This is a genomic window from Hyphomicrobium album (assembly GCF_009708035.1).
Taxonomy (GTDB): Bacteria; Pseudomonadota; Alphaproteobacteria; order Rhizobiales; family Hyphomicrobiaceae; genus Hyphomicrobium_A; species Hyphomicrobium_A album.
In genome coordinates, this window is record NZ_WMBQ01000002.1 from 713,477 (window position 1) to 736,894 (window position 23,418).

At 63.3% G+C, this 23,418-nt stretch carries 23 protein-coding genes; 13 read left to right on the forward strand and 10 right to left on the reverse strand.

Translation table 11 applies throughout. The features are described 5' to 3' along the window. The first annotated feature begins 26 nt into the window (after positions 1 to 26). A complete protein-coding gene (locus GIW81_RS15580; RefSeq protein ID WP_154740266.1) occupies positions 27 to 2,315 on the forward strand; it encodes a heavy metal translocating P-type ATPase in 2,289 nt (762 codons plus the stop codon). 211 nt (positions 2,316 to 2,526) lie between these two features. After that, positions 2,527 to 2,853, forward strand: coding sequence for a c-type cytochrome (locus GIW81_RS15585; protein WP_154740267.1), 327 nt, complete (start codon positions 2,527 to 2,529; stop codon positions 2,851 to 2,853). Between the two features lie 57 nt (positions 2,854 to 2,910). Here GIW81_RS15585 and GIW81_RS15590 read toward each other — a convergent pair whose 3' ends face one another. Then, the gene (locus tag GIW81_RS15590; protein ID WP_154740268.1) at positions 2,911 to 3,348 is read right to left on the reverse strand and encodes a universal stress protein; all 438 of its coding nucleotides are present in this window, start codon (positions 3,346 to 3,348) and stop codon (positions 2,911 to 2,913) included. Between the two features lie 98 nt (positions 3,349 to 3,446). Here GIW81_RS15590 and GIW81_RS15595 point away from each other — a divergent pair, with 98 nt between their 5' ends. The 8 genes from GIW81_RS15595 to GIW81_RS15630 all read left to right on the forward strand — a co-directional run bounded on the left by GIW81_RS15595 (position 3,447) and on the right by GIW81_RS15630 (position 13,429). Next, a complete protein-coding gene (locus tag GIW81_RS15595; RefSeq protein ID WP_154740269.1) occupies positions 3,447 to 3,779 on the forward strand; it encodes a c-type cytochrome in 333 nt (110 codons plus the stop codon). A 345-nt stretch (positions 3,780 to 4,124) separates the two neighbouring features. Further along, positions 4,125 to 5,018 (forward strand): MBL fold metallo-hydrolase, encoded by an 894-nt coding sequence (locus tag GIW81_RS15600; RefSeq protein ID WP_154740270.1) that lies wholly within the window; start codon positions 4,125 to 4,127, stop codon positions 5,016 to 5,018. Positions 5,019 to 5,062: 44 nt separating this feature from the next. Continuing rightward, positions 5,063 to 5,212, forward strand: coding sequence for a beta-lactamase hydrolase domain-containing protein (locus GIW81_RS15605; RefSeq protein WP_154740271.1), 150 nt, complete (start codon positions 5,063 to 5,065; stop codon positions 5,210 to 5,212). Between the two features lie 115 nt (positions 5,213 to 5,327). Next, a complete protein-coding gene (locus GIW81_RS15610) occupies positions 5,328 to 5,555 on the forward strand; it encodes a hypothetical protein (protein WP_154740272.1) in 228 nt (75 codons plus the stop codon). Positions 5,556 to 5,681: 126 nt separating this feature from the next. Continuing rightward, complete coding sequence (locus tag GIW81_RS15615) at positions 5,682 to 8,348, forward strand: bifunctional acetate--CoA ligase family protein/GNAT family N-acetyltransferase (RefSeq protein ID WP_324615065.1); 2,667 nt, start codon at positions 5,682 to 5,684, stop codon at positions 8,346 to 8,348. A 99-nt stretch (positions 8,349 to 8,447) separates the two neighbouring features. Then, entirely contained in the window at positions 8,448 to 10,319 is a 1,872-nt protein-coding gene (locus tag GIW81_RS15620) for a PHA/PHB synthase family protein (RefSeq protein WP_154740273.1), read from the forward strand. 24 nt (positions 10,320 to 10,343) lie between these two features. Beyond that, entirely contained in the window at positions 10,344 to 10,655 is a 312-nt protein-coding gene (locus GIW81_RS15625) for a hypothetical protein (RefSeq protein ID WP_229309339.1), read from the forward strand. A gap of 65 nt (positions 10,656 to 10,720) precedes the next feature. After that, positions 10,721 to 13,429, forward strand: a complete 2,709-nt coding sequence (locus tag GIW81_RS15630; protein WP_154740274.1) for an HAD-IC family P-type ATPase — start codon at positions 10,721 to 10,723, stop codon at positions 13,427 to 13,429. Here the strand turns inward: GIW81_RS15630 and GIW81_RS15635 are convergent. From GIW81_RS15635 to GIW81_RS15645, 3 genes are read right to left on the reverse strand one after another with little or no spacing between them, the layout of a single operon-like run. Further along, positions 13,332 to 14,492, reverse strand: coding sequence for an ABC-type transport auxiliary lipoprotein family protein (locus GIW81_RS15635; protein WP_324615066.1), 1,161 nt, complete (start codon positions 14,490 to 14,492; stop codon positions 13,332 to 13,334). The genes GIW81_RS15630 and GIW81_RS15635 overlap by 98 nt on opposite strands. 8 nt (positions 14,493 to 14,500) lie before the next feature. Beyond that, entirely contained in the window at positions 14,501 to 15,283 is a 783-nt protein-coding gene (locus tag GIW81_RS15640) for an ABC transporter ATP-binding protein (RefSeq protein ID WP_154740275.1), read from the reverse strand. Between the two features lie 3 nt (positions 15,284 to 15,286). Further along, positions 15,287 to 16,417 carry an ABC transporter permease gene (locus GIW81_RS15645; RefSeq protein ID WP_407658200.1) on the reverse strand — a complete coding sequence of 377 codons (1,131 nt, stop codon included), beginning with the start codon at positions 16,415 to 16,417 and terminating at the stop codon, positions 15,287 to 15,289. Positions 16,418 to 16,612: 195 nt separating this feature from the next. Between GIW81_RS15645 and GIW81_RS15650 the strand changes: the two genes are divergently transcribed. Then, positions 16,613 to 16,969 (forward strand): c-type cytochrome, encoded by a 357-nt coding sequence (locus GIW81_RS15650; RefSeq protein ID WP_195930597.1) that lies wholly within the window; start codon positions 16,613 to 16,615, stop codon positions 16,967 to 16,969. 27 nt (positions 16,970 to 16,996) lie between these two features. Here the strand turns inward: GIW81_RS15650 and GIW81_RS15655 are convergent, their stop codons facing one another. From GIW81_RS15655 to GIW81_RS15670, 4 genes are all read right to left on the reverse strand, one after another. Then, positions 16,997 to 17,458 carry an NUDIX domain-containing protein gene (locus GIW81_RS15655; RefSeq protein WP_154740277.1) on the reverse strand — a complete coding sequence of 154 codons (462 nt, stop codon included), beginning with the start codon at positions 17,456 to 17,458 and terminating at the stop codon, positions 16,997 to 16,999. A gap of 43 nt (positions 17,459 to 17,501) precedes the next feature. Next, complete coding sequence (locus GIW81_RS15660; protein ID WP_154740278.1) at positions 17,502 to 17,861, reverse strand: c-type cytochrome; 360 nt, start codon at positions 17,859 to 17,861, stop codon at positions 17,502 to 17,504. A gap of 30 nt (positions 17,862 to 17,891) precedes the next feature. Then, positions 17,892 to 18,248, reverse strand: coding sequence for a cyclic nucleotide-binding domain-containing protein (locus tag GIW81_RS15665; protein WP_154740279.1), 357 nt, complete (start codon positions 18,246 to 18,248; stop codon positions 17,892 to 17,894). 168 nt (positions 18,249 to 18,416) lie between these two features. Then, positions 18,417 to 18,785, reverse strand: a complete 369-nt coding sequence (locus GIW81_RS15670; protein WP_154740280.1) for a hypothetical protein — start codon at positions 18,783 to 18,785, stop codon at positions 18,417 to 18,419. Positions 18,786 to 19,125: 340 nt separating this feature from the next. On the opposite strand from GIW81_RS15670, the gene GIW81_RS15675 reads away from it, so the two are divergent. After that, positions 19,126 to 19,461, forward strand: a complete 336-nt coding sequence (locus tag GIW81_RS15675; RefSeq protein ID WP_154740281.1) for a phasin family protein — start codon at positions 19,126 to 19,128, stop codon at positions 19,459 to 19,461. A 124-nt stretch (positions 19,462 to 19,585) separates the two neighbouring features. Here GIW81_RS15675 and GIW81_RS15680 read toward each other — a convergent pair whose 3' ends face one another. After that, on the reverse strand, positions 19,586 to 19,858 hold the full coding sequence (locus GIW81_RS15680) for a hypothetical protein (RefSeq protein ID WP_154740282.1): 273 nt from the start codon (positions 19,856 to 19,858) through the stop codon (positions 19,586 to 19,588). A gap of 820 nt (positions 19,859 to 20,678) precedes the next feature. Next, positions 20,679 to 21,260, reverse strand: coding sequence for a c-type cytochrome (locus tag GIW81_RS19390; RefSeq protein ID WP_154740283.1), 582 nt, complete (start codon positions 21,258 to 21,260; stop codon positions 20,679 to 20,681). A gap of 186 nt (positions 21,261 to 21,446) precedes the next feature. Between GIW81_RS19390 and GIW81_RS15690 the strand changes: the two genes are divergently transcribed. Then, the gene (locus GIW81_RS15690; RefSeq protein WP_154740809.1) at positions 21,447 to 23,417 is read left to right on the forward strand and encodes a protein-L-isoaspartate(D-aspartate) O-methyltransferase; all 1,971 of its coding nucleotides are present in this window, start codon (positions 21,447 to 21,449) and stop codon (positions 23,415 to 23,417) included. The last annotated feature ends 1 nt before the right edge of the window (position 23,418 follow it).

Below are 23,418 nucleotides of genomic sequence, written 5' to 3' on the forward strand. Positions count from 1 at the left end.
CTGTGTCGCCGGCTTCGAGGAGCGTCATGATCAACGAACGCTTCGCCAGGCGCACACTCGCCGTTGCCGCACTGCTCGGCCTCGCATTTGGCGGCACGGCATTTCTTGCAGGCTATCCCGCGACGGCCGGGTGGATGTGGACGGCGGCTACGATTCCCGTCGTCATAGCTCTAGCCTTTTCCATCGTTCGCGACTTCGCGGCCGGACGTATGGGCGTCGACGCCATCGCCCTTCTGGCCATGGCAGCCGCCATTCTTCTCCAGCAGCCCCTGGCTGCCATCGTCGTCGCCATCATGTACACGGGCGGGACGGTGCTCGAGGACGACGCGGTCAGCCGCGCCGAACGCAACTTGAAGACGCTCGTCGATCGGGCACCGCGATTGGCGCATCGTCGCGTAGACGAGACCATTATGGACGTCGACATCGGCGACGTGAAGGTCGGCGATGCGATCCTCATTCGCGCTGGCGAGATCATCCCCGTCGACGGGCTGATTGCGTCTCCGCGGGCGGTCGTCGACGAAGCGGCGCTCACGGGCGAGCCGATCCCGATCGCCCGGCAAGCCGGCGAGAGCGCCCGCAGTGGGACACTCAACGCGGGCGATACTTTCGAGATCACGGCAACGGCGACGGCGGACGAGAGCACCTATGCGGGCATCGTGCGGCTTGTCACCGCGGCGCAGACCGCAAAGGCGCCCTTCATACGGCTTGCGGATCGATACGCGCTGTTGCTGCTGCCGGTGACGATCGTGATTGCCGGACTGGCGTGGGCGCTGTCGGGTGATCCAGTTCGCGGCCTCGCCGTTCTGGTGGTCGCCACACCATGCCCGCTCATACTTGCTGCCCCGGTCGCGTTCATCGCCGGCGTATCGCAGGCGGCACGTCGAGGCATCATCATCAAGGGCGGCGCGCCCCTCGATGCCTTGGCGCAAACGCATACCGTTCTATTCGACAAGACAGGCACCCTGACGGTAGGGGGAGCGCGCCTGATCGCCGTCGAAACTGCGCCCAACGAAGACGCCAGCGAGGTACTGCGCCTAGCGGGATCGCTGGAGCAGGCATCGCAGCATGTCGTGGCTGCCGCCATCGTGACGGCCGCCGCCGGCAAAGGTCTATCTCTGCAGATGCCCGAGCAGGTGCATGAGGTTATGGGCTCCGGCCTCGAGGGCGTAGTCGACGGGCGGATGGTCCGCGTCGGCTCACACCAGCTTAACTTCGGGCCACGCAAGCCGGACGAATGGGCTGGGCGTGCGCTGCGCCGCGCCTCCTGGCGATCGGCGCTCAGCGTGTTCGTATCGGTCGACGGCCGCGTCGTTGGCGCGTTGCTCCTTGCCGACGAGCTACGCAAAGAGACCCCCCGCGCGGTGCAATCGCTGCGCTCGGCCGGAATTTCCCGGATCGTGATGGTCACTGGCGATCACGCCGATGCGGCAGAGACGATTGCTGCGGCGCTGAATATCGATGCGGTGCTATCCGATCGCGTCCCTTCCGACAAGGTCGATGCCGTCGTCATGGAGAGCCGGCTACACCCGACGCTGATGGTGGGCGATGGCATCAACGATGCTCCGGCCCTTGCAGCAGCCGACGTGGGCGTCGCTTTGGGCGCCCGCGGCGCCAGCGCCTCGTCGGAAGCGGCCGACGTGGTTATCGTCGTGGACAGACTCGATCGGGTGTCGGAGGCCGTAATCATCTCCCGGCGTGCGCGGCGCATCGCCATCCAAAGCATCGTCGCCGGCATGGGGCTTTCCGGTGTCGCCATGGCCTTCGCCGCCTTCGGCTGGCTGACGCCCGTGGCGGGTGCCCTGACGCAGGAGGCCATCGATGTCGCGGTGATCCTCAACGCGCTGCGGGCTCTCACACCGGGGTGGCACCGACGCCGGGAAGGACTGCCGAGCAAGATGGCACGCGCCTTGAGCGAGGAGCACCGGTTGCTCGAGCAGGAACTGGACAAGCTGCGATCCATCTCGGACGCGCTCGACGATGCAAGCGGCCAGCGCGCCGTCGACCTTATCCTCAGCGCACACGCAATTGTCGAAGACAGTGTCGTGACGCACGAGCGTGAGGATGAAACGACACTCTACCCGCGCTTATCGAAGCTGCTCACCAACAGCCACGGTTTGTCCGCCATGAGCCGGGCACATCGCGAGATCCTTCATCAGGCGCGCCTCTTGGCTAGGCTCGCGCATGGCCTGCGGGCAGAGGACGCCGACAAGTACCTCGTTCGTGATGCCCAGCGGGTCATCGGATCCATCGAGGCGCTCGTGCGGATTCACAACGCGCAGGAGGAAGATATCTACGAGGAGACAGTTTCTGGATGACAGCCGACCAACTCCGATTGGCGTCCGTCGCAGCGAGTGCGTCCCAGACCGGAACAATCGAGCCGGCGCTGGCCGGATCGACGCCGCGGTACCTGAATTGGCTAGCGGCATCGCTTGCATCACGTGGTGCTCCAGGCGGACGTGGCCATTGATCTAAATCATAGGCCTGGGTTCCGCAGGGGTTAAGCTTCGGCGTCCACGGAGAAACAGCATGGCGTGCCTGCTCAGGCTTTTGACGGCGATGACGCTACTGGCTCCCGGCGTGCCCGCGGCGGCTGTTGAGCTAGGCAACGTAGCAGCGGGTCTCGAGTACGCGCAGAAGGTTTGCTCCGCCTGTCACGCCGTGGAGAAGGATACCGTGATGCGCCTCTCCCAGGTGCCGAGCTTCCAAGAGGTGGCCGACACCCCGGGCATGACGCCTCGGGCGCTGGTCGTATGGTTGAGGACCTCGCATCCGAATATGCCGGACCTCATCATCGCGCCGGACGACATGGACAATGTCGTCGCCTACATCATGAGCCTGCGAACCAAGAAGTAGAACGCGACCGCTGGAGAGCAGCGTTTGGTTTGCCAGATCCGATTTGCGAGCGGGCCTTCATCGGCAGATGAGTACTGGAACCGACGCACCGGTCAGCACGCGGGTAGCCTCGCTGCCTAGCAGGAGTTTGGATAGTCCGCGTCTTCCATGCGAGCCCATCACGATGAGATCGCATGGCGTCGCCTTCGCGTGCTCGATGATGCCTTCGGCGGCATAGCTATCGGGGATGTGCACTGTCTTGCATGTCAATCCGCAGCGGCGTGCGCGCTCTGCGGCAGCACTAAGAACACTTCCCGCATTTGCCGCAGCTAGCTCTTGGTACTCCTTGAGGGGCATCGCGAGGGCCCATTCTCCTGACACGGCCGTTGGCCACGGCTCGGTCACGTGCGCGAGCGTCACTTGCGAGCCAAGCGCTTTCGCTAGTGCAAATCCCTGCTCCTCGGCGCGGACAGAGACGTCCGAGCCGTCGACTGCAATCAGAATATGCTCGTACATGATCCGCTCCTATGCTTTGCGGACTATGCTTGCCGACACCGCGCGTGCCGTTGATCCGGGTCAACTTGCGGCCACCGTGAGCAGCTTAAGTTTGCCCAATGAGGACTCTCTGCGAGATAGTCGCCGTCGCCGCGATCGTTGGATTCGGTGCGGCCTCGGCGCTGGCGGGCGAAGCAGGCCCCGCCACGAGCGGCAAGATTATCCTTGCGGCCAACTGCGCCCGCTGTCATGCGATCGAGGGAAGCGGCAAGAGCCCGCACCACGAGGCCCTGCCATTCCGCGAAGTGGTCCTCCGCTATCCACCCGAGCAGCTTGCCGAGGCGCTGGCGGAGGGAATCATATCGGGACACCCGGACATGCCCGAGTTCACCTTCGAGCCGGCGGAGATTGAGGCCATAGTCGCCTATCTCACGACACTCAAGGCGGACTAGGCCTGATCGTCACGTGTGCCGTCCTGCTGTTCAGGCTTGGCCTTGTCGTATCCGGTCTCATCAAATGGCAAAGTTCCTCAACTTCCACGATGTCACCGGAAGCTGGGATGCAAGCCTGGCGCTGACTATGGCTGCTGCTATCGTGATAATGGTTTTGGCTACCAGCTCGCCATGGAAATCTCTCTCCCGTTCGGCAGCAGCTTGAGCCTTTGGCCCCGGCATGCCATCGCCGCTCTTGCGTAGGGTTGGTGTCGACCCTCGTTTCGTTGCCGCGATGCTCGCCAGAACGGCCTCGCAGATCTATCTCGCGCGAAGAAGCCGCTGCAATTCCACTGGAGGCACCTGATGACCAAAATTCCTCATTCCGTCGCTCTCAGCGTAAAGCCGGAGGTCACCCCGTTCTTCGACGAGCAGACCAATACGGTGAGCTACGTCGTCAAGGATCCGAACTCGAACGCTTGCGCCGTTATCGACAGTGTCATGGACATCGACTATGCGGCTGGCCGCATCAGTTATCAGTCGGCCGACGAGATTATCCGCTTCGTGCAAGAGCGAGGTCTTAAGGTCGAGTGGCTGATTGAAACGCACGCGCATGCCGATCACCTGTCGGCTGCCCCCTACATCCAGGGCAAGCTTGGGGGCAAGCTGGGCATCGGCGAAAACATCAAGGTGGTGCAGGAGGTGTTCGGCAAGATCTTCAACGAAGGGACTGAGTTCCAACGCGACGGCAGCCAGTTCGATCACCTGTTCAAGGACGGCGACGTCTACCAGATCGGCAGCATGACGGCTTTCGCTATGCTGACCCCGGGGCACACGCCGGCCTGCATGACACACGTCATCGGCAACGCCGCGTTCGTCGGTGATACGTTGTTCATGCCTGATGGCGGCACGGCGCGCGCCGACTTCCCGGGTGGGGATGCGCGCGTGCTCTATCGGTCGATCAAGCGCGTGCTCGAGCTGCCGCCGGAGATGCGGTTGTTCATGTGTCACGACTACGCGCCGGGTGGTCGCGAGGTGAAATGGGAGACGACCGCCGCCGAGGAGCGCGCGCAAAACATTCACGTGCGCGACGGCGTGACGGAGGACGAGTTCGTGCGCATGCGCGAGGCGCGCGACAAGACCCTTGAGCTGCCGAAGCTCATCATCCCGTCGATCCAGGTCAACATCCGCGGCGGCAACCTGCCTGAGCCCGATGAGAGCGGTAAGCGCCACCTTAAGGTACCGATCAACGAACTGTAGCCCACGGGCACGACACCGCACCGCTGAGAAAGGTCGCCGACTGAATGATCAAGAAGCTAACCGATCAGATCTCGGTTGCGCCGCAGATCAAGCCATCCGAGCTTGCCGAACTGGCGGCACAGGGTTTCCGCTCGATCATCTGCAATCGCCCCGACGGCGAGGGTGCGGATCAGCCGGTATCGATGCCGCAATGATTAGCCATAAGGGTGTCTCTGGTTCCTAGGCTTAAACTTGGTTGACTTCGGTCAATCTCCTGTCGCCTGACCACTCTAGAGTTGGGTTTCGCTGAGCGACCCTGGGAGGCCAGTTATGAGACGCATTCGTGCCGGCTATCTAGTGCTTATAGCCATCGTCATCGTCATGAACGGCCTGGCGTTGCTGCAGCACTTAGGAATGCTTCCGGAAATCTCCGGTTTCCTTGCGGCCACCCTGCTGGCGAACATGCTCGTGATTCCCGTCGTCATCTGGGGTGCGTTCGTCCTGGGCGAGGTCGTCGAGGGGCTCCCCGGAAGGAAAGTTCGCCGCGCGGCACGGTGAGCGTGTTCGAGCCCTTTTTTGGCCGCACGCATCGATTGGGCCCGCTCCCTTGTCACATCGGCGATCCTTAGGTCGACGAAAGGTACTGTGAGGTACCGTCGGTCCTGCGAAGGCGGTTACTCGGCCGTGACGATTAGAAATCTGGAAAAGCTCCTCGCGCCACGATCGGTGGCCCTCGTCGGAGCCAGCGACCGGCTTGGCAGCGTTGGCGCCATCGTCGCGCGCAATCTCCTGCGCGGCGGCTTCGCGGGGCCGATCTATTTCGTGAACCCGCGGCACCGGTCGATCGATGGCGCGCGCTGCTACGCAACTCTGTCAGATCTGCCGGAGGCGCCCGATCTCGTCGTGTTGGCAACGCCGCCGCAGACCGTGCCGGGCCTCATCGCGGAGGCCGGCGCGCGCGGCACACGGGCCGCCGTCATCATAACGGCTGGCTTCGACCGCCAGCTTCGGCAGGAGGTGCTCGATGCGGCGCGTCCCCATTGCCTGCGGATCCAGGGGCCGAACTGCGTCGGCTTGCTTGTCCCCCACATCGGGCTCGATGCGAGTTTCGCCCATCGTATGCCGATCCCCGGCGATCTCGCCTTCATCTCGCAGTCCGGGGCGCTGGTGACCGCAATCATCGACTGGACGGCGCATCGCGGCATCGGTCTGTCGCATGTCATCTCGCTCGGCGACATGGCCGATGCGGACTTCGGCGACTTCCTCGACTACCTGGCCGGCGATCGGCGCAGCCGCGCGATCCTGATCTACATGGAGCAGATGACGGCGGCTCCGAAGTTCGTTTCGGCGGCAAGACGGACCGCGCGCGCCAAACCCGTGATCATCTTGAAGGCCGGTCGCAACGCCACCGCCGCCAAGGCGGCGATGTCCCATACTGGAGCTCTTGCGGGCTCCGATAGCGCTTACAACGCCGCCTTTCGCCGTGCCGGCGTGCTGCGCGTGCGCGAACTGAGGCAGCTGTTCGATGCCGCCGAGATTCTTTCGGCGCCCCCGGTGCTTGCCGGAGATCGACTGACGATCCTCACCAATGGTGGCGGCGCGGGTGTGCTGGCGACCGACGCGCTTGCCGACCTGAATGGAACGCTGACCGAGCTCGATGCATCCACGCTAGCTAAGCTGAAACAAGCGCTGCCGGCGACGTGGTCCGGCACCAATCCTGTCGACATCATCGGAGATGCGGGCGCGCGCCGCTACGAGGATGCGATGCGCGCGCTGATGATGGACAAGTCCACCGACGCCATACTCGTCATGAACTGTCCGACCGCTCTGGCATCGAGCGAGGAGGCCGCTGCGGTTGTGGTCCGCGAGGCCGCCGCCGACAAGGATCGCCGCCCGCGCAAGGTGGTCCTGACAAGCTGGCTCGGCGATGGCGCCGCCGCCGCCAGTCGGCGCCTGTTCGTCGACGCTCGTATTCCGACGTTCGAGACGCCGGAAGCCGCGGTCGAGGGCTTCATGCAGCTGGTGCGCTACCGGCGTGCCCAAGACGAGCTGATGCAGGTACCGCCGTCGGCCGGCGGCGCGATGCGCTTCGATGCTTCGGCGGCGCGAGAAATCCTGCGCAGTGCGCTCGCTGCAGGCCGCAAGACACTTTCGGAAGTCGAGGCGAAGGCCCTTCTGGCGACCTACGGCATCCCCGTCGTGCCTACCTATACCGCCACCGATCCGACGGCGGTGGAGGAGAAAGCCCGCGAGATCCTGCGCGATCACAAGGCCTGCGTGGTCAAGGTGCTGTCCGACCAGATCACGCATAAGTCCGACGTGGGCGGTGTGCGCTTGGCACTCACTTCGCCGGCCGACGCGCGCGTCGCGGCCGAGGAGATACTCGCCAATGTGAGCAAGCTGCGCCCGGAAGCAGTGGTCCGCGGCTTTACCGTTCAGGCGATGATCGAACTCCACAATTCCTTTGAGCTGATCATCGGAGCTAGCGACGATGCAACCGTCGGACCCCTCATGATGTTCGGCTCGGGCGGGACCTCCGTCGAGGTGACGGCGGACACCGCCCACGCGCTTCCTCCGCTTGACCTCAAGCTGGCGCAGCAGATGATGGAGGAGACGCGCATCTACAAGCTTCTGCGCGGCTATCGCGATCGGCCGTCGGCGGCGATCGAGGAGATTGCGCGGTCGCTCGTCCGGCTCAGCTACCTCGTCGCCGAGCACGAAGAGATTCGTGAGATCGACATCAATCCGCTGCTTGCCAATGAGCTCGGTGTGCTGGCGCTCGATGCCCGCGTCAGCGTCGCCGATCCGAAGCTCGTGCCGCGCACGCCGCTAGCCGTCCGGCCTTATCCCGTGGAATGGGAGCGCGGTGACAGCGTCGAGGGTATCGGTAGCTTCCTGCTGCGGCCGATCCGCCCCGACGATGAGCCAATGTATGAGGCGTTCTTCTCGCGCATCACGTCCGCCGACCTGCAAATGCGCTTCTTCACTGCCGCGCCTGATCGATCCTTCCGTTTCTTCGCGCGCATGACGCAGATCGACTACGCACGCGAGATGGCCTTCGTGGCAGCGACTCCAACCGAGCTCTTGGGAGTTGCGCGTCTCGTGGCGGACCCTGACTACAGCAATGCAGAGTTCGCGGTCATTGTCCGCTCCGATCTCAAAGGCAAGGGGCTCGGCTATAAGCTGATGCAGCACTTGATTGGGTACGCTCGGGCAGAAGGGCTCGATGTCCTGCAAGGCGACGTGTTGGCGGCGAACACCAGCATGTTGCAACTCTGCCGCGAGCTGGGATTCAGCGCGGACAGCGCGGCGCCAGCCGATGTCGTGCGGGTAAAGCTGCCCTTAGGGTAAAAATGGAGAGATTGCGCAGCTGTTGACCTGCATCAATCCAAAACCGGCGGTACCGGCCGATAAAGGGGCCGGGTCGCGTGGCGCAGGATGAGCATGTTTATGACGGCGCAAGCCCGACATTCAATCGCTCCTGACCTCGACGACCACGAGGAAGCGAACGCTTCGGCGGTCGCCAGCCGCAGCGCCGTAGCGGCGCGCCCATCGCGGCAGGCATCGCAGGCGTCGCCCCCTGCCGCCGCTCCGGCTGAGGAAGCCGACCTGTCGCAGGACGCAGCCGACGCCATCGATCGATCGGTCAGGTTCGCCATCGCCCGGATCACCTCCGGATTGTCACCCGCGGCCCTGAGCGAGGCGTACTTCGATTGGCTCATCCACTTGCTGTCGTCCCCGGGCAAGCAAAGCCAGCTGTGGCAGAAGGGCGCCCGCAAGTGGCTGCGATGGGGCCGCTACTGCGCCATGGCCACTCGCGATTGCGAGTGCTGCATCCAACCTCTGCCGCAGGACCGTCGGTTCGACGCGGAGGCTTGGAAAAGCTGGCCGTTCAATCTGATCAGTCAAGCGTTCCTCTTGCAGCAACAGTGGTGGCACAACGCCACCGTCGGGATCCGCGGCGTCACGCGCCAGCACGAGCAGCAGGTCGAGTTCGCCGCGCGCCAATTGCTGGACATGGTCTCGCCGTCGAACTTCATCCTCACCAATCCAGAGGTTCTGGAGAAGACGCGCTCTGACTATGGGCAGAACCTCGTCCGTGGGTTCTGGAATTTCGTCGAGGACTGGGAGCGCGCCGCAAACGGGCGTCCGGCCGTCGGGCTAGAGGCGTTCAAAGTGGGCGAGAATCTCGCCACGACGGACGGCGAGGTCATCTATCGCAACGACCTGATCGAGTTGATCCAGTATACGCCGCGCGCGAGCCGCGTTCGGCGCGAGCCGGTGCTCATCGTGCCGGCGTGGATCATGAAGTACTATATCCTCGATCTGAGCCGCCAGAACTCGCTCGTCAGGTATCTTCTGGACGAAGGCTTCACGGTCTTCATCATCTCCTGGAAGAACCCAAAGTCGGATGATCGCGAGCTCGGGCTCGACGACTACCGGCGGCTCGGGGTCGAGGCGGCAATGGACATGATCGGCAGGGTGCTGCCGGGACGCAAGGTACACGGCGTTGGTTATTGCCTTGGGGGCACCTTGCTGGCGGCGAGCGCGGCTGCCTGGGCGCGTGAGCAGCGCGATAATCTGGCAACACTGACGCTGCTGGCCGCGCAGGTCGACTTCAAGGAAGCCGGTGAGCTGACGCTGTTCATCAACGAGGCGCAGGTCACGTTCCTCGAGGACATGATGTGGCAGCAAGGCTACCTCGATGCACGCCAGATGTCGGGGGCCTTCCAGCTTCTGCGCTCCAACGATCTCGTCTGGTCGCGCATGGTGCGTGACTATCTGTTGGGCGAGCGGCGACCGCTATTCGACCTTATGGCGTGGAACGCCGATTCGACGCGCATGCCGTATCGCATGCATTCCGAATACCTGCGCGAGTTCTTCCTTCGCAACGATCTTGCCGAGGGGCGGTACCGTGTCGACGGGCGACCCGTGGCCCTGACGGATATTGCCGTTCCCGTATTTGCCGTCGCCACGGAGACCGATCACGTGGCCCCCTGGCACTCGGTCTACAAGCTGCACCTGTTGCTTGATACGGACCTCACGTTCCTGCTGACCACAGGTGGGCACAACGCGGGTATCGTATCGCCGCCGAGCGGCTCGCCGCGGAGCTACAAGGTCCACACGAAGGTGGAGGACGATATCTATTTGGATCCGGATGCTTGGCAGAAGCATGTGCCGGCGCACACCGGGTCGTGGTGGCCCGAATGGGTAAGCTGGCTGAGCGAGCGTTCGACGGGCCTGGAAAGTGCTATCGTGCCGGGCGGCGGAAAGCTCGTCCCGCTCTGTAAGGCACCCGGAACGTACGTATTGCAGAACTGAAAGCGCCGACCATTTTCGGGGGCCATGACGGTTCACACGGCTGGCGCCACAGTCGAGCAGGAGCAGGCCATGATCACGCTGGAAGATTGCATCGCGTTTTGCGGATTGACGGAGGCCGAGGTGATGGCCATCGCCGAGCACGAGCACGTACCGGAAATCGCGGCCGCCGCGATGGCGGAATGCCTCCTCAAGCAACGCCGGGGCGTCGACAAGATCCATTGCATGATCGTCGACGACATCCGTGCGGCGCTGCGCCGAGGCGATAAGAAGCACGCCAGCGAATTGTTCGCGGCCTTGCGTCACTTCCTGTCGACGCATCCCGAGCACATGCACTGAGAGTGACTGTCGACCCGCAGCACGCGGACGCGCTCGCAGGCGAAGGAATCGGTAGCCTGGCCGCAATGCCCACCGGGCTAAGCGACGAGCGTGCGGCGGACCTGCTGCAGAAGTTCGGCCACAATGAGCTGCCGGCCGCTGCGCGCAAGGGTCTGCTCGCTCGCGCCGCTGCGCAGATTGCGAATCCGCTGATCTATGTATTGCTTTGCTCGGCGGCCATCAGCGCCCTGCTCGGTCACGCTGTCGACACAGCCATCATTCTCGCGGTCGTTAGCATCAATGCTGCGATCGGCATGGTGCAGGAGGGGCGCGCCGAGCAGGCACTTGCCGCCATCCGTAACTTGATAAGCGCGCGCGCCTCAGTCCGCCGTGACGGACGGCGCATCATCATTCCGGCAAGCGAAGTCGTCCCCGGCGACGTCCTGCTGCTCGAGGCCGGAGATCGCGTCGCGGCGGACGGACTGCTGATCCGAGCGCGCAATATGTCGATCGACGAATCCATCCTCACCGGCGAGTCGGTTCCGGTGAGCAAGGTGTCTTCCTCCGCGCACGAGGACACGTTTGCCGGCGAAGAGTCGCTGGTGTTCTCCGGCACGCTCGTGGCGGCGGGACAGGGGACCGTGCTGGTGAAGGCAACCGGCATCGGTACACGCCTCGGCCGCATAACCACCCTACTCGAGCGCGTCGAGGAGCTGGAGACCCCGCTCATTCGGCAGATGAATGTTTTCGCGCGCCGCGTAACGGGGGTGATCCTGGCGGTGTCGTCTCTCGCGCTCACGTATGCCTGGCTCATCGGCGGCTATCCACTCACCGAAGCCTTCATGATCGTCGTCAGTATGGCCGTCGCGGGGATCCCCGAAGCTCTTCCGGCAGTGACGACGATCACCATGGCGGTCGGCGTGCAGCGAATGGCGAAGCGTCACGCCATCCTGCGTCGCCTTCCGGCCATTGAAACACTCGGCTGCGTGTCGACGATCTGCTCGGACAAGACCGGGACCCTGACCAAGAACGAGATGACGGTTTCGCGTCTGGCGACCGCGGGTGTCTGCTTCCAAGTCGGCGGCGTGGGTTATGAACCGCGCGGCGGGTTCACGCTTGACGGCCTGGATGTCGATCCCGACGCCGATCCGACCCTGCTGCAGCTCCTTCGGGCGGCGGCGCTGTGCAACGACGCCGCCCTGCGCGAGACGGATCACGGATGGGTGGTCGACGGTGATCCGCTCGAGGGGGCGCTGCTGGTGGCGGCCATCAAGGCGGGCTTGAGCATCGACAACCTGCAGCGCAGCACGCCGCGGCTCGACGAGATTCCGTTCGATACCGCCCATCGGTACATGGCGAGCCTGCATCGCTGTCCCGACGGTGCGGCTTGCCTCTACGTGAAGGGTGCGCCGGAACGCATTCTCGATATGTGCTCCCGGCAAAGAACGGCTGACGGCCCCGCCGCTATCGACCGCGCCTATTGGCGAAAGGCGGTCGAGCAACTCGCCGCCACCGGGTTCCGGGTCATCGCCGTGGCTTCCAAGCCGACGCTTGAGAAGGGTCGGCTCGCGTTCGCCGATGTCGATGACCTAGTGGTCGAAGGCTTGATCGGGCTGATCGATCCGCCGCGCGAGGAGGCCATCGCCGCCATCGCTCAATGCCGCAGCGCCGGCATCGCCGTGAAGATGATCACCGGGGATCACGTCGGCACGGCGGCGGCAATCGCGCGCGAGTTGGGGCTCGATGTGAGGCAGCCCGCCGTCGCCGGCGAGCTGATCGACGCGCTCGATGATGACGCGTTGCGCCGCCTCGTGGCCGAGGCGAACGTCTTCGCCCGGGCGACACCGGAGCATAAGCTGCGCCTGGTCCAGGCGCTGCAAGCGCGCGGTGACGTCGTCGTGATGACGGGCGACGGCGTGAACGATGCGCCCGCGCTCAAGCGCGCCGACGTTGGCGTCGCCATGGGACGCAACGGCACCGAGGCCGCGAAGGAAGCGGCGGAAATGGTGCTTGTCGACGATAACTTTGCGTCCATCGTCGCCGCCGTACGCGAAGGCCGTGCCGTCTACGACAATCTGAAAAAGGTGATCGGCTGGACCATGCCCACCAACGGCGGCGAGGCGATGATCATCGTTCTGGCACTTGCGTTCGGCCTGACCTTGCCGATCACCCCCGTGCAGGTCCTGTGGATCAACACCGTCACGGCCGTCGGCCTCGGGCTGGTACTGGCTTTTGAGCCGGCCGAACCGGACATCATGCAGCGTGGACCGCGCGCCGGAAATGAGCAGCTCCTGTCAGGATTTCTGATATGGCGCGTTCTACTTGTGTCGGCGCTGTTCGCGATCGGAGCCTTCGGCGTCTTCGAATGGGCCCTGCATTGGGGCTACGGCCTCGATGCTGCGCGGACCATGGTCGTGAATGCGATCGTTATAATGGAGATCGCGTATCTGTTCTCGGTGCGTTATCTGAGTTCCACGTCCCTGACGCTGCGCGGCGCTTTGGGGACACCCGCCGTGTTGCTTGGCGTCGGCTGCGTTTCGGCATTGCAGGTCGCCTTCACCTACGTTCCGTTCATGAATGAGCTATTCGATACGCGCCCGGTGCCGCTGGGTCCCGGGTTGGCGATCTTGGCGGTCGGCGTCGCACTTTTCTTCATTCTGGAACTGGAGAAGCGGGTGCAGCGGCAGTACGGCGACTTCATCGAGCGGTGTCTGGCGATGGCTGAGCCGCCGCTGCGCGGTTGGCGCCGGTCCATACAACGATCTGCTGCAAGACTTCGCCGAAGGCTTGGTTGAGTCCCGCCACTGCGTTGACGGCGTCGAGTGCGCCGACCGGCACGGAGGCCTCGAACACGCGAGCAGCGATCACGCGTCCGTTGCCCATGAGCTTTGCAGAGACGGCGACGTGCGCATTCGGCGTCGGTGAGGTTTCCATGCGCAATGTTCGGAGCTCGGTGAGCAGCTGCTGATCGGCCTCGAAGCCATCGACGGGGCGGCTGACAGCTTCGAAATACCGCGAGTTCTCCAGCGCCTCGATCAACTTGGCCTGCACCAAAACCGGAATGCTATCGCTCCATTGAGCGTTGTCGATGGTGTCGCCATCGCTTCCGTTCTTGGCGACGAGGATCTTATCGGTACTGAGTGACATCAACGCGGCCGGTTCCGGCACAGCGAGCTGCCCCTGCGGCGGTTTCGTCGAGGGTGGCAGCGTTGTGAGCGCACTCAGCGAATAAGTCGGGATCTTGGGGTTACCCTTGGCGCCACCTGTCATGCGCTCCAATCCGGCGACGACGCCGTCTATCCGGTCGGAATTGCGAGCGAGGGCTTCGGAGAAGACTTTGAAGTTGGCAATGACGTCGTGCAGCGGTGCGGAGTTCTCCGCCAGCATGCCGTCGATCCGCTTCAGCGTCGTGCGCGCGGCCTGCGTCATGCTCTGACCGCTGTCGGCCTCGGCGACCAGCATGGGTCCCGCCGCTCCGTCCGCGGCACTCACCGGGCTGGCGGCAGGGCTCCCGCCCGTCAGCAGGATGACGGGAGCGCCGGTCAGGCCCTGGAAGTCCATGCTGACGCTCGTGTCGGCGCGCACGGGGGTAGCTGGATCGACTCCGATCGTTGCGATCACCTGTTTCGGCTGATGGGGGGATAGCCGAAGTTCGGTTACCTCACCGACACGAATGCCGTTGAACAGCACAGCCGAGCCCGTCAGCAGTCCGGATACGGGATTGTCGAAGCGGATATCATACACCGCGCGGTCGCGGAATCCGCCGCCGGTGTACAGCCAGTAGACGAACGCGAAGCCGGCCGTGATCACGGCAAGGGTGAAGGCTCCGACCCAAAGATAGCGCGCCTGAGTTTCCACGTTTCACCTCAGCTCATCGTTTGCGCGAAGCGGCGCTGCAGCACATCAGCGCGCCTGCCAGTGAAATATGCCTTCACCCACGGATGGTCCGATTGCAGCATGCTGGAGATCTGCCCGCAGGCCACGAGCTTGCCCTGCGCCAGCACGCCAATGCGGTCGCAAACGGTGTAGAGGCTCTCGAGATCGTGGGTGATCATAAAGACCGTTAGACCGAGCGTGCGCTGCAGGGTGCGGATGAGCTCGTCGAACTCGCCCGCGGAAATGGGATCGAGTCCCGATGTCGGCTCGTCCAGAAAGACGAGCTCCGGATCGAGCGCCAGCGCCCGCGCAAGCGCCACGCGCTTGGTCATGCCGCCGGACAGCTCGGAGGGAAACTTGTGCCAATCCGTTGGCCCCAGGCCGACCATGTCGAGCTTGGCCTTGGCTATCTCGTCCAGTAGTCGCTGCGATAGCTGCAGATGCTCGCGCATGGGGAACTGGACATTCTGCAGCACGGTCAGCGAGGACAGCAGCGCTCCCTGCTGAAACAGGATGCCCCAGCGTTTCTGGATGGCCTGCCGCGTGCTGTCGTCGGCGTGCACGAGGTCTGTGCCGAGCACTTCGATGCGCCCCTCGCGCGCGGGTATCAATCCGATCACGGTGCGCAACAGAACTGACTTTCCGCTTCCCGAGCCGCCCACTAGACCGAATATTTCGCCGCGCTCGACAGCGAGCGAGACGTGGTTCAGCACGGTCTGCGTGCCGAAGCCGACAACCAGGTCGCTAACGCGGATGACGGCTTCTGGCGGCATTGGTCACATGTCGATCGAAGCGAAGAACACGGCGAAAAGGCCGTCGAGGACGATCACCAGGAAGATCGACTTGACGACCGACGCCGTCGTCTGGCGGCCGAGCGATTCAGCGCTGCCTTTGACCGCGAAGCCCTCGGCGCAGGCGACGATGCCGATGACGAGCGCCATGAACGGGGCCTTGAGCATGCCGACCTTGAAGTGCGTCGTCGAGATCGCCTCGTGCAGTCTGGCGACGAAGATATCCGGGCTCATGCCGCCATACAGCCACGAGACGATGCAGCCGCCGTAGAGGGCGGCCATCGAACCGATGAAGGTGAGCATCGTTAGCCCGAGGATCAGCGCGACAATGCGCGGAAGCACCAGCACGGCGATCGGATCGAGACCCATCGTGCGCAGGGCATCGATCTCCTCGCGCATCTTCATCGAACCGAGCTCCGCCGTGTAGGAGCTCCCCGAACGGCCCGCCACCATGATCGAGACGATCAGCACGCCGATCTCGCGCAATATTAGGATGCCGAGCATGTCGACGACGTACAGCTCGGCGCCGAACTTGCGGAAATGGAAAAAGCCCTGCTGGGCGATGATGCCGCCGATCAGGAACGTGATCAGGATGATGATAGGCACGGCCTGCAAGCCGACCCGATCGAGTTGATGGACAGCCGACGTAAGGCGGAACGTACGCGGCTTGGCGATCGTCGCAATGACTGCGGTGCCAACCGAGCCGAGCATGGCAACGATGGTGAGGAGATCGGCACCGGCGCTCGCTACCACCTTGCCGGTTCTCTCAATGGCGACCGCAATCGGATTTTGCTGCAGGATGGCAGCGGGAATCGAGCGATTGGCATCGTGGACGGCTGTGAACAGGTCCTCATAGTGCGCCGGCAGAGCCGCCACCTGCGTAGGCGCTCCCATCGTGGCCCGCTGGCGCATGAAGCGCTCCAACAGCCACGCGCCGTATGTATCGAAGGCTTCGACGCCGCGCATGTCGATCGTCGCAGATCTACCGGCGACGCGAGACGCGAGCTCGTCGATCAGGCGCTCGAGTTTCGCGGCATGCGCCGCGGTCCAGCCGCCTGACGCTAGGCATGTGCCGCCGGCACTGGACTCCATGGCTATGGACGGCTCGCTGGTCACGCTGGGCTCGGGAGACGGGTGGGAAAATCGATCAATATCATAGGACCACCCCAGCGGGCCGTGGTTGATCGTCATCAATGTGGGACTCTCCTGCCACCATAAGCTGGCAGAAGGGAGCAGGAGGCTGCAATGCGATATGTGGGTGTCCTTTTCTGTGCCGGCATTGCTTGCGTAATTGCCGCGCACGGGACGGTATTGGCCGGCGAGCCGGGGGCAGACGAACTGTCGGGCGGCCGCGACCTTTACGTCGGCCACTGTGCGATCTGCCACGGGCTCGATGGGACCGGACAAGGCCCTTTGGCGCAAGCCATGAAAATCGTACCGGCCGATCTGACGCAGATTGCCGTGAAGCATGCGGGCGAATTTCCGGACGCGAAAGTTCGCGACGTGATCCGCAACGGCGGCGCCGTGCTCGGCCATGGCTCGACGGCGATGCTGCCTTGGGGGCTCTACTTCAGCGAACGGCGCAACCCAGATCTTGCAAAGGCGCGTATCAAGGCGTTGACCGAGTACATCAAATCAATCCAGCAGGGCAGCGCCCCCGGCCGCTGAATGAGCGCGGCCCGATGCGCCTAGTCCTCAGTCAAGCAGCTCGGCAAGGCGGTCGAGGAAGACGGCTTGGCCTTTGAGTATCTTGTCGCGTGCGATATCGAGAGAGAACCACTCGGCGCGATCCACTTCCGGATACTGTTGCGTGCAGCCGCTGCGCGGCGGCCATTCGATCTCGAATGAGCTGCTGACCAGCCGGCCCGGCTCCCAGTCGCTTAGCAGCGCGAATATCGTCACCAGCTTGCCGCTTGGCTGTTTGGCATCGCCGAGCGGAAGGCACTCGCCCTGCGGATGATAGCCCAGCTCCTCCGCGAACTCGCGGCGCGCGGCGGTCTCTTCTGCCTCGCTGCCCTCGATCTCGCCCTTCGGAATGGACCAGGCCCCCGCGTCTCTGCGGCGCCAATAGGGGCCACCGGGGTGGGCGAGCAGTACCTCGAGACGACCACCGCTGCGGCGGTAGAGGAGCAAGCCGGCGCTCTTCTTGCTCGGCATCTGTGGCTCGGACTACTGGATCGAGCAGGATCGCGCTCGCCGACTATTGCGGCCGTCGGCTTTCCGCGTCGGGGCTTCTATCGTGAAGATAATAATAGATGCTCTCGATGTCCTCGATGGAGAACTGGATTTGCGGCATATCCTTGTGCCGCGATCCGATGCCCTCGGAGAGTTCAACCTCGAGGCGCTCCCACGGGTAAGTACCCAGCACCGTATAGAGGTTGGGCGCCTCCGCGAGCGGGCTGGGCTGCCCGGCGACAACGGCGTGGCAACGGCTGCAGTTTCGCTCGAGAATTGCTTGGCCTGCTTCGCGCCCGTCGGCAGCTGCCGACGGCTGCAAGCTTGCGGTCAACAAGGCGCCGGCCAGCACGACGTGCATCGCATCCAATCTCAATCCAAGCATATTGCTCACCTCGTTGGGCCGCTGTCGATTTTAGCTGGCGAGTCTTTCGAGCGCGCTCATGTTGGTGAGTCGCAGGCCGTGGCCCTCGGCTCGCACGAGCCCACGCTGCTGCAGGGCAATGAGGGCGTCGGTGAGCATGCCGATGTCGACGCCAAGAAGATCCGCTACGAAGCCCGAAGCGAGGTTGTCGGGGATGCAGGCCGGATCGCGGCCCTCATACTGGTTGTTGCGCGATACGCTGATGAGCAGGGCGGCGAGTTGATCGATGGTGCGCTCGATGTGCGCCTCGGGCGTGAGCTCGAAGACTCCGCGAAGGCCGACGCGGCTTGGCGCTTCGAGCGGCAATTCGGGGCGCGATCCGGGCTGATGGGGCATTGTCGGCTGCATGCTCGTCTCCATCGCTGAACTCAGTGCAGCCAACCACGGCGAAGTCACTGTAAGTTTTGATCGGTGCGCAGTTTTGTAGAGTTTTGTAACAAGCCCAAAAGGGCGTGGGGCGAGAGCCGAGCCCCTGGCCATCGAGTTTGCCGCAGGATCTAGCAACGAGGCGCAACCTCAGTCGAGGTCGGTAACCGACACGATCCGGAACGTGCGCATGTGACCGTCATGCTCTTTGAGCGAGACATACTCGCCGGGAGCAAAGCGATGCTTGTCGAACCGGAAACCAGGTTCGTCGTCATCCTCGGTCTTCGGATCGTAATCTATGGCCCAGGTGCCGCCGCGCTTATGGACCAGGCGCCCACGCTCCTCCTCGCCGGCCCAGAAGCGGCGAACACGGCAGCGGTCTCGGTTGAGGCGCCACTCATCAGCGACTAGGCAGTCGTCCTCGCCGATCGGCGCGATCAAATCATAGCCGCGCTCGCGGCTGCCATCCGGAAAGTCGTGATCGCGCGCCAACTCAAGTCGAATACGTTTCAATGTCATGGCAAATCTCTCATGGGGCTTGCCCAATGCGGAACGGATTAGCGGGGTTCTGGGCGCCCTCCGAGAGCCCCGCCCTTGTTTCGATTCGAAAAGCGTTAGCAGCCGTGACGCACCATCCTTCTGTGGAAGCGTGGCGGGGCTACACGCATGCCTAGCGCGGAGGCGCGCCATCGGGGTTGATCTCGATCACAGAGGCGCGGGCAGCGGCGGAACGATCGATTCGTTTGGCCCCGCGGCGACCCAGAAACTGCGACATAGCGACTGCATTGATCTCGATCATGCTGCTTTGTTGGCACACTGATAGATTGGCTCTGAGTTTGGCGCGTTAGGGAGAATATTCATGTCCAAAATAGAAACGATGGCGTTCAATCCGTGGCTAACTCTGGCGCGACCGGTGCTCCAGGGTTTGCCGGAACAAGCCTTCGAAAAGTCGGCATCGTTGACGGTCCAATGGTTGGAGTTCCTCAATCTGCGCTTGCAGGAGGATATGGGGCTTTGGAATTCCCTCGCGCGTTGTAAGACGCCGCAAGACGTGCAGCGGGCTTACGCGGACTTCGGGAAGACGGCCTGGGCCCAATATCAGGAATACTTTCGCGCCCTCGCCGGAACGGCCCTGCCCAAGCAGGAGATCGTGCCGGTCCAGGGATCGCACGCGAAGTACAAGGCCGCGGCCTGAGTTGGTCGCGCGGAGCGCGGGCGAGGTTAGCTCTGGCGAGCGGTCAAGCGCAGCTACCTCAAGACCGATGCGGGCTGGCAAGCACGCGCGACCGCGGGAGGCGACAGAGCTAGAATAAAGTCTGTCACGCGCCCAGTGCGTGCTGTCGCGCGGCGTTGATCAACGCGCCCGGAAGATGCGAGCTGCAGGCCATGATGGGGGTAATGACCGCCGTGTCGTATTCGTCGCCGGCGCGATACGTCTCGAAGAAGCGATTCAACGAGCTTACGCGCTCGGGCATGGCATTCGAACCCTGCAGACCGACCGATCCACCATCGTTCGTGCAGGCGAACTTGACGTTTGGATGGCCCGGTTCGCGGCAGAAATAGCTGTTGGCCGTCCACATCCTATCCAGCATGCCGAGACATCTCCTCCGCTGCAGCTGTGCCCACGGCTCCTGCGGAAAAGTCGGGCGCCTGTGCTTTCTGGCCCACCCGGCGGTGGGCCTTGCTTGTCCATTCCTTTTAGGGGAACGGCGCTTCTCTATCGTGCTTAATTGACCCCACTTTGAGTGAGGGATACTTGGCTTGGACGAAGGTTAGGCGCAGGGATTAGCGCGCGTTAGCGCGGGAACGGGTGGAGCGACGGGATGTCCGAACTAAGGAACAAGTTGCCCCCGTGCGTGTGGTTTATGTTGGTCGGGTTGATCACGACCACGTTTGTTGTCAACCTCCTTACACCCCTCCGCACCGCACCGGACGCAATCAGCCTGATAATCGCACGCATGTGGGCCCTGATCGGCATCGGGGCAGGCCTTCTGATTTATGAGCTCGTGTGTTTGGTGCGGCGCTTTTCGAATCGAGCATCGGCCCCAAACTGAATCCGCGCGGCGCTGAAAGCGCTTGGTGATCGACCCCTGCGTCCCCCTTCCAGCGGACCGCCCAGCCTGCCGATCGCCGCGGGCAGTTGCAGGTCAAGCGTCTGGAAGTGAGCTGAAGGAGTCATACTTTTCTGATCGCCGCTTCGATCGAGAATTCGCAAGCTATTGCGTGTCCGCCGATGATCCTAGGTCTGTCGAAGTTCACCCATCAAACCCTCCGCAGGTTAATTGCATCAGGGAGCGGTCTCTACTACGCGCTCGTCGACCGGTTCGGCCGCTCGATCACCTACCTCCCTCGGTTTGTCGCAGGAAACGGACAGACGAAGTACTGCCTTGGAAGCGGTTCTTCTTTGAATGCCTATCTGGCACTAGGTGCTCTCTGTGCTTCGGGAAAACCGGCCCGCATGTACGTGATGATCTTCCAAATATCTTCGCGGGGAAGTGTCTCCTTGAAGGAAGGCATTGCACTGCCGAATTGCTTGCCACCTTCAGAGATTGACCAAAGCAGGTACTCGTCCACTGCTATAGGCTTTGTGATCATGTAAGCCAGCAACGCAGGGGATGGAGAGAGGGCTTTGGCCATGTCTCCTTTGCCCATGCCGTTCATGCCGTGGCATCCGGCACAATGCCGCGCATAAAGCTTGCGTCCGGCCACACTTACGCTCGTCGACTGTCCAACAGTCGAACGCATTCCCTGGTATTCCTTGGCCGCGCCTAATTCCACGAAGGCCTTGTGGCGCAACAGCCGGGTCTCCAAGCCCTTCGGCATGCGGCCGGGCTCCCACAGATGGCGCGTCATCCATTCAGGTTGCCAGTAGTCAAAGTCTGGTGGCCGCTGTCCCTCTTGTCCGATGGCCGCAACCGTAAGCCAAACGAGCGCCACGACCATGGATGCGGAACGGCATCGGCTAGACTTCGCGGTCGCGATTGGATTGCTCACAGGCGCGTCTCCTCGGGATGATGGAAGCGGCGACAACGAGAGGTAGGTGACTAAGACTATCGAGCCGCGTGGCTGAGACCCTTGACCCACGTCAACGCTGGCGCCCGGTGGAAGGCGCACAAGATCTTGCCAGCTCGCCACTAAGAGGTCCGTCCCGTGACTGATCTTGCGACAGAACGCGCTTACATGGTCGAGCACCACATTGCGGCCCGCGGCGTGCGCTCGCCCCTCGTGCTCGAGGCGATGGCGACGGTGCCGCGCGAAGAATTTCTGCCCTCTCACCTGCGCGAATATGCCTACGAGGACACGCCACTCCCCATCGGCGAAGCGCAGACCATATCGCAGCCATACATCGTCGCCTTCATGACCGAAGCCCTCGGCCTGTCCGGAGGTGAGAAGGTTCTTGAGATCGGTGCGGGGTCGGGCTATGCCGCCGCCGTTCTGTCGCGCATCGCCGGCGATGTCTACACGGTCGAGCGTATCGGAGAGCTTGCCGCGAAGGCTTCCGAGCGGCTGTCCGATCTCGGCTATGACAATGTGCACTTGCTGCATGCCGACGGCACGCGCGGGTGGCTCGAGCACGCGCCTTACGACGCGATCATCGTCGCTGCCGGCGGCCCGGAGGTCCCCAGGTCGCTGAAGCAGCAACTCGCCATCGGCGGTCGCCTTGTCATCCCCGTCGGTACCGACCCGCGCGTTCAGGAGCTCGTGCGTTTGACGCGCGGCAGCGAGGATGAATTCAAGTCAGAGGATATTGCGGACGTCCGCTTCGTCCCCCTGCTCGGTGAAGAGGGCTGGGCGGAGACGAAACCCCAGAAACGCGCGGCTAAGGCGGCACGGGACCGCGTTGGGGAACGCGATCTGATCGATGCGGTGCGGGAGCACGCGGAGCCGTTCGGGTCGATTGAGCTCGCCGACCTCGAACCGGTGCTCAAGCGGATCGGCGACGCGCGCTTGGTTCTAATCGGCGAGGCGACGCACGGCACCGCGGAATTCTATCGGATGCGCGAGCAGATCACGCGAGCGCTGATCACGGAGAAGGGCTTCAAATTCGTCGCCATCGAAGGTGATTGGCCGGACGCGGCGCGCATCGACAACTATGTGCGACACTTCGAGTACCAGCCCGCGGGGTGGACCGCATTCGCCCGCTTTCCTACGTGGATGTGGCGTAACCACGAGGTTCGCGAATTCGTGGAATGGCTGCGCGGCGAGAACGCAGATCGCGAACCGGGCAAGCGCGCGGCCTTCCACGGGCTTGATCTCTACAGCCTGCACAATTCGATCCGCGAAGTGCTCGACTACCTGGACGACGTCGATCCGCATGCGGCGCAGGTCGCGCGCGAACGCTATGGGTGCCTGACCCCATGGCAGGCAGATCCCGCCACCTATGGACGAGCAGCCCTCACCGGGCGCTACCGCTCCTGCGAAAAGGAGGTCGCCTCCATGTTGGCCGGCATCCTCACGAAGCGGCGGGAGTATGCGCTGCGGGACGGCGAACGCTACTTCGGTGCAGTGCAGAACGCGCGACTCGTTACCAATGCCGAGCGTTACTATCGCATCATGTACTACGGCTCGCGAGCGTCCTGGAACCTGCGCGACAGCCACATGTTCGAGACCCTGAGGGCGCTGCTCGCCTTCTATGGGCTCGATAGCAAAGCCGTCGTGTGGGCGCACAACTCCCACGTCGGCGATGCTTCAGCCACCGAGATGTCCATCAGGGGCGAGTACAATGTCGGTCAGCTGTGTCGCAGCGAATTCAAACAACAAGTCTATCTGATTGGTTTTGGCACCGACCGGGGGACGGTTGCTGCGGCCTCAGACTGGGATGGTCCAATGCAAACCATGGAGGTGAGACCCTCGATCGAGAAGAGCTATGAGCGACGGTTTCGCGCTGCCGCTCAAGACATGGGCGAGCCGAAGTACTTCCTGCCGTTGCGAGGCAAGGCGTCGATGCAAGAGGCACTGCAGCATCCGCGGCTGGAACGCGCCATCGGCGTCATTTACCGGCCCGAGACGGAACTCGCGAGCCACTATTTCCAGGCCGTCCTTCCACGCCAGTTCGACGAGTACATTTGGTTCGACGAGACATGCGCCGTAAGTCCTCTTCCAACGGTGGATCTCGCGGGCATGCCAGACACCTATCCGTTTGGTCTCTAGC

Excerpts from the sequence above, each read along its gene's own strand:
- GIW81_RS15580 (WP_154740266.1), top strand. The coding sequence starts at position 27 with ATGATCAACGAACGCTTCGCCAGGCGCACACTCGCCGTTGCCGCACTG.
- GIW81_RS15585 (WP_154740267.1), top strand. The coding sequence starts at position 2,527 with ATGGCGTGCCTGCTCAGGCTTTTGACGGCGATGACGCTACTGGCTCCC.
- GIW81_RS15590 (WP_154740268.1), bottom strand. The coding sequence starts at position 3,348 with ATGTACGAGCATATTCTGATTGCAGTCGACGGCTCGGACGTCTCTGTC.
- GIW81_RS15595 (WP_154740269.1), top strand. The coding sequence starts at position 3,447 with ATGAGGACTCTCTGCGAGATAGTCGCCGTCGCCGCGATCGTTGGATTC.
- GIW81_RS15600 (WP_154740270.1), top strand. The coding sequence starts at position 4,125 with ATGACCAAAATTCCTCATTCCGTCGCTCTCAGCGTAAAGCCGGAGGTC.
- GIW81_RS15605 (WP_154740271.1), top strand. The coding sequence starts at position 5,063 with ATGATCAAGAAGCTAACCGATCAGATCTCGGTTGCGCCGCAGATCAAG.
- GIW81_RS15610 (WP_154740272.1), top strand. The coding sequence starts at position 5,328 with ATGAGACGCATTCGTGCCGGCTATCTAGTGCTTATAGCCATCGTCATC.
- GIW81_RS15620 (WP_154740273.1), top strand. The coding sequence starts at position 8,448 with ATGACGGCGCAAGCCCGACATTCAATCGCTCCTGACCTCGACGACCAC.
- GIW81_RS15625 (WP_229309339.1), top strand. The coding sequence starts at position 10,344 with ATGACGGTTCACACGGCTGGCGCCACAGTCGAGCAGGAGCAGGCCATG.
- GIW81_RS15630 (WP_154740274.1), top strand. The coding sequence starts at position 10,721 with ATGCCCACCGGGCTAAGCGACGAGCGTGCGGCGGACCTGCTGCAGAAG.
- GIW81_RS15640 (WP_154740275.1), bottom strand. The coding sequence starts at position 15,283 with ATGCCGCCAGAAGCCGTCATCCGCGTTAGCGACCTGGTTGTCGGCTTC.
- GIW81_RS15655 (WP_154740277.1), bottom strand. The coding sequence starts at position 17,458 with ATGCCGAGCAAGAAGAGCGCCGGCTTGCTCCTCTACCGCCGCAGCGGT.
- GIW81_RS15660 (WP_154740278.1), bottom strand. The coding sequence starts at position 17,861 with ATGCTTGGATTGAGATTGGATGCGATGCACGTCGTGCTGGCCGGCGCC.
- GIW81_RS15665 (WP_154740279.1), bottom strand. The coding sequence starts at position 18,248 with ATGCAGCCGACAATGCCCCATCAGCCCGGATCGCGCCCCGAATTGCCG.
- GIW81_RS15670 (WP_154740280.1), bottom strand. The coding sequence starts at position 18,785 with ATGACATTGAAACGTATTCGACTTGAGTTGGCGCGCGATCACGACTTT.
- GIW81_RS15675 (WP_154740281.1), top strand. The coding sequence starts at position 19,126 with ATGTCCAAAATAGAAACGATGGCGTTCAATCCGTGGCTAACTCTGGCG.
- GIW81_RS15680 (WP_154740282.1), bottom strand. The coding sequence starts at position 19,858 with ATGCTGGATAGGATGTGGACGGCCAACAGCTATTTCTGCCGCGAACCG.
- GIW81_RS15690 (WP_154740809.1), top strand. The coding sequence starts at position 21,447 with ATGGTCGAGCACCACATTGCGGCCCGCGGCGTGCGCTCGCCCCTCGTG.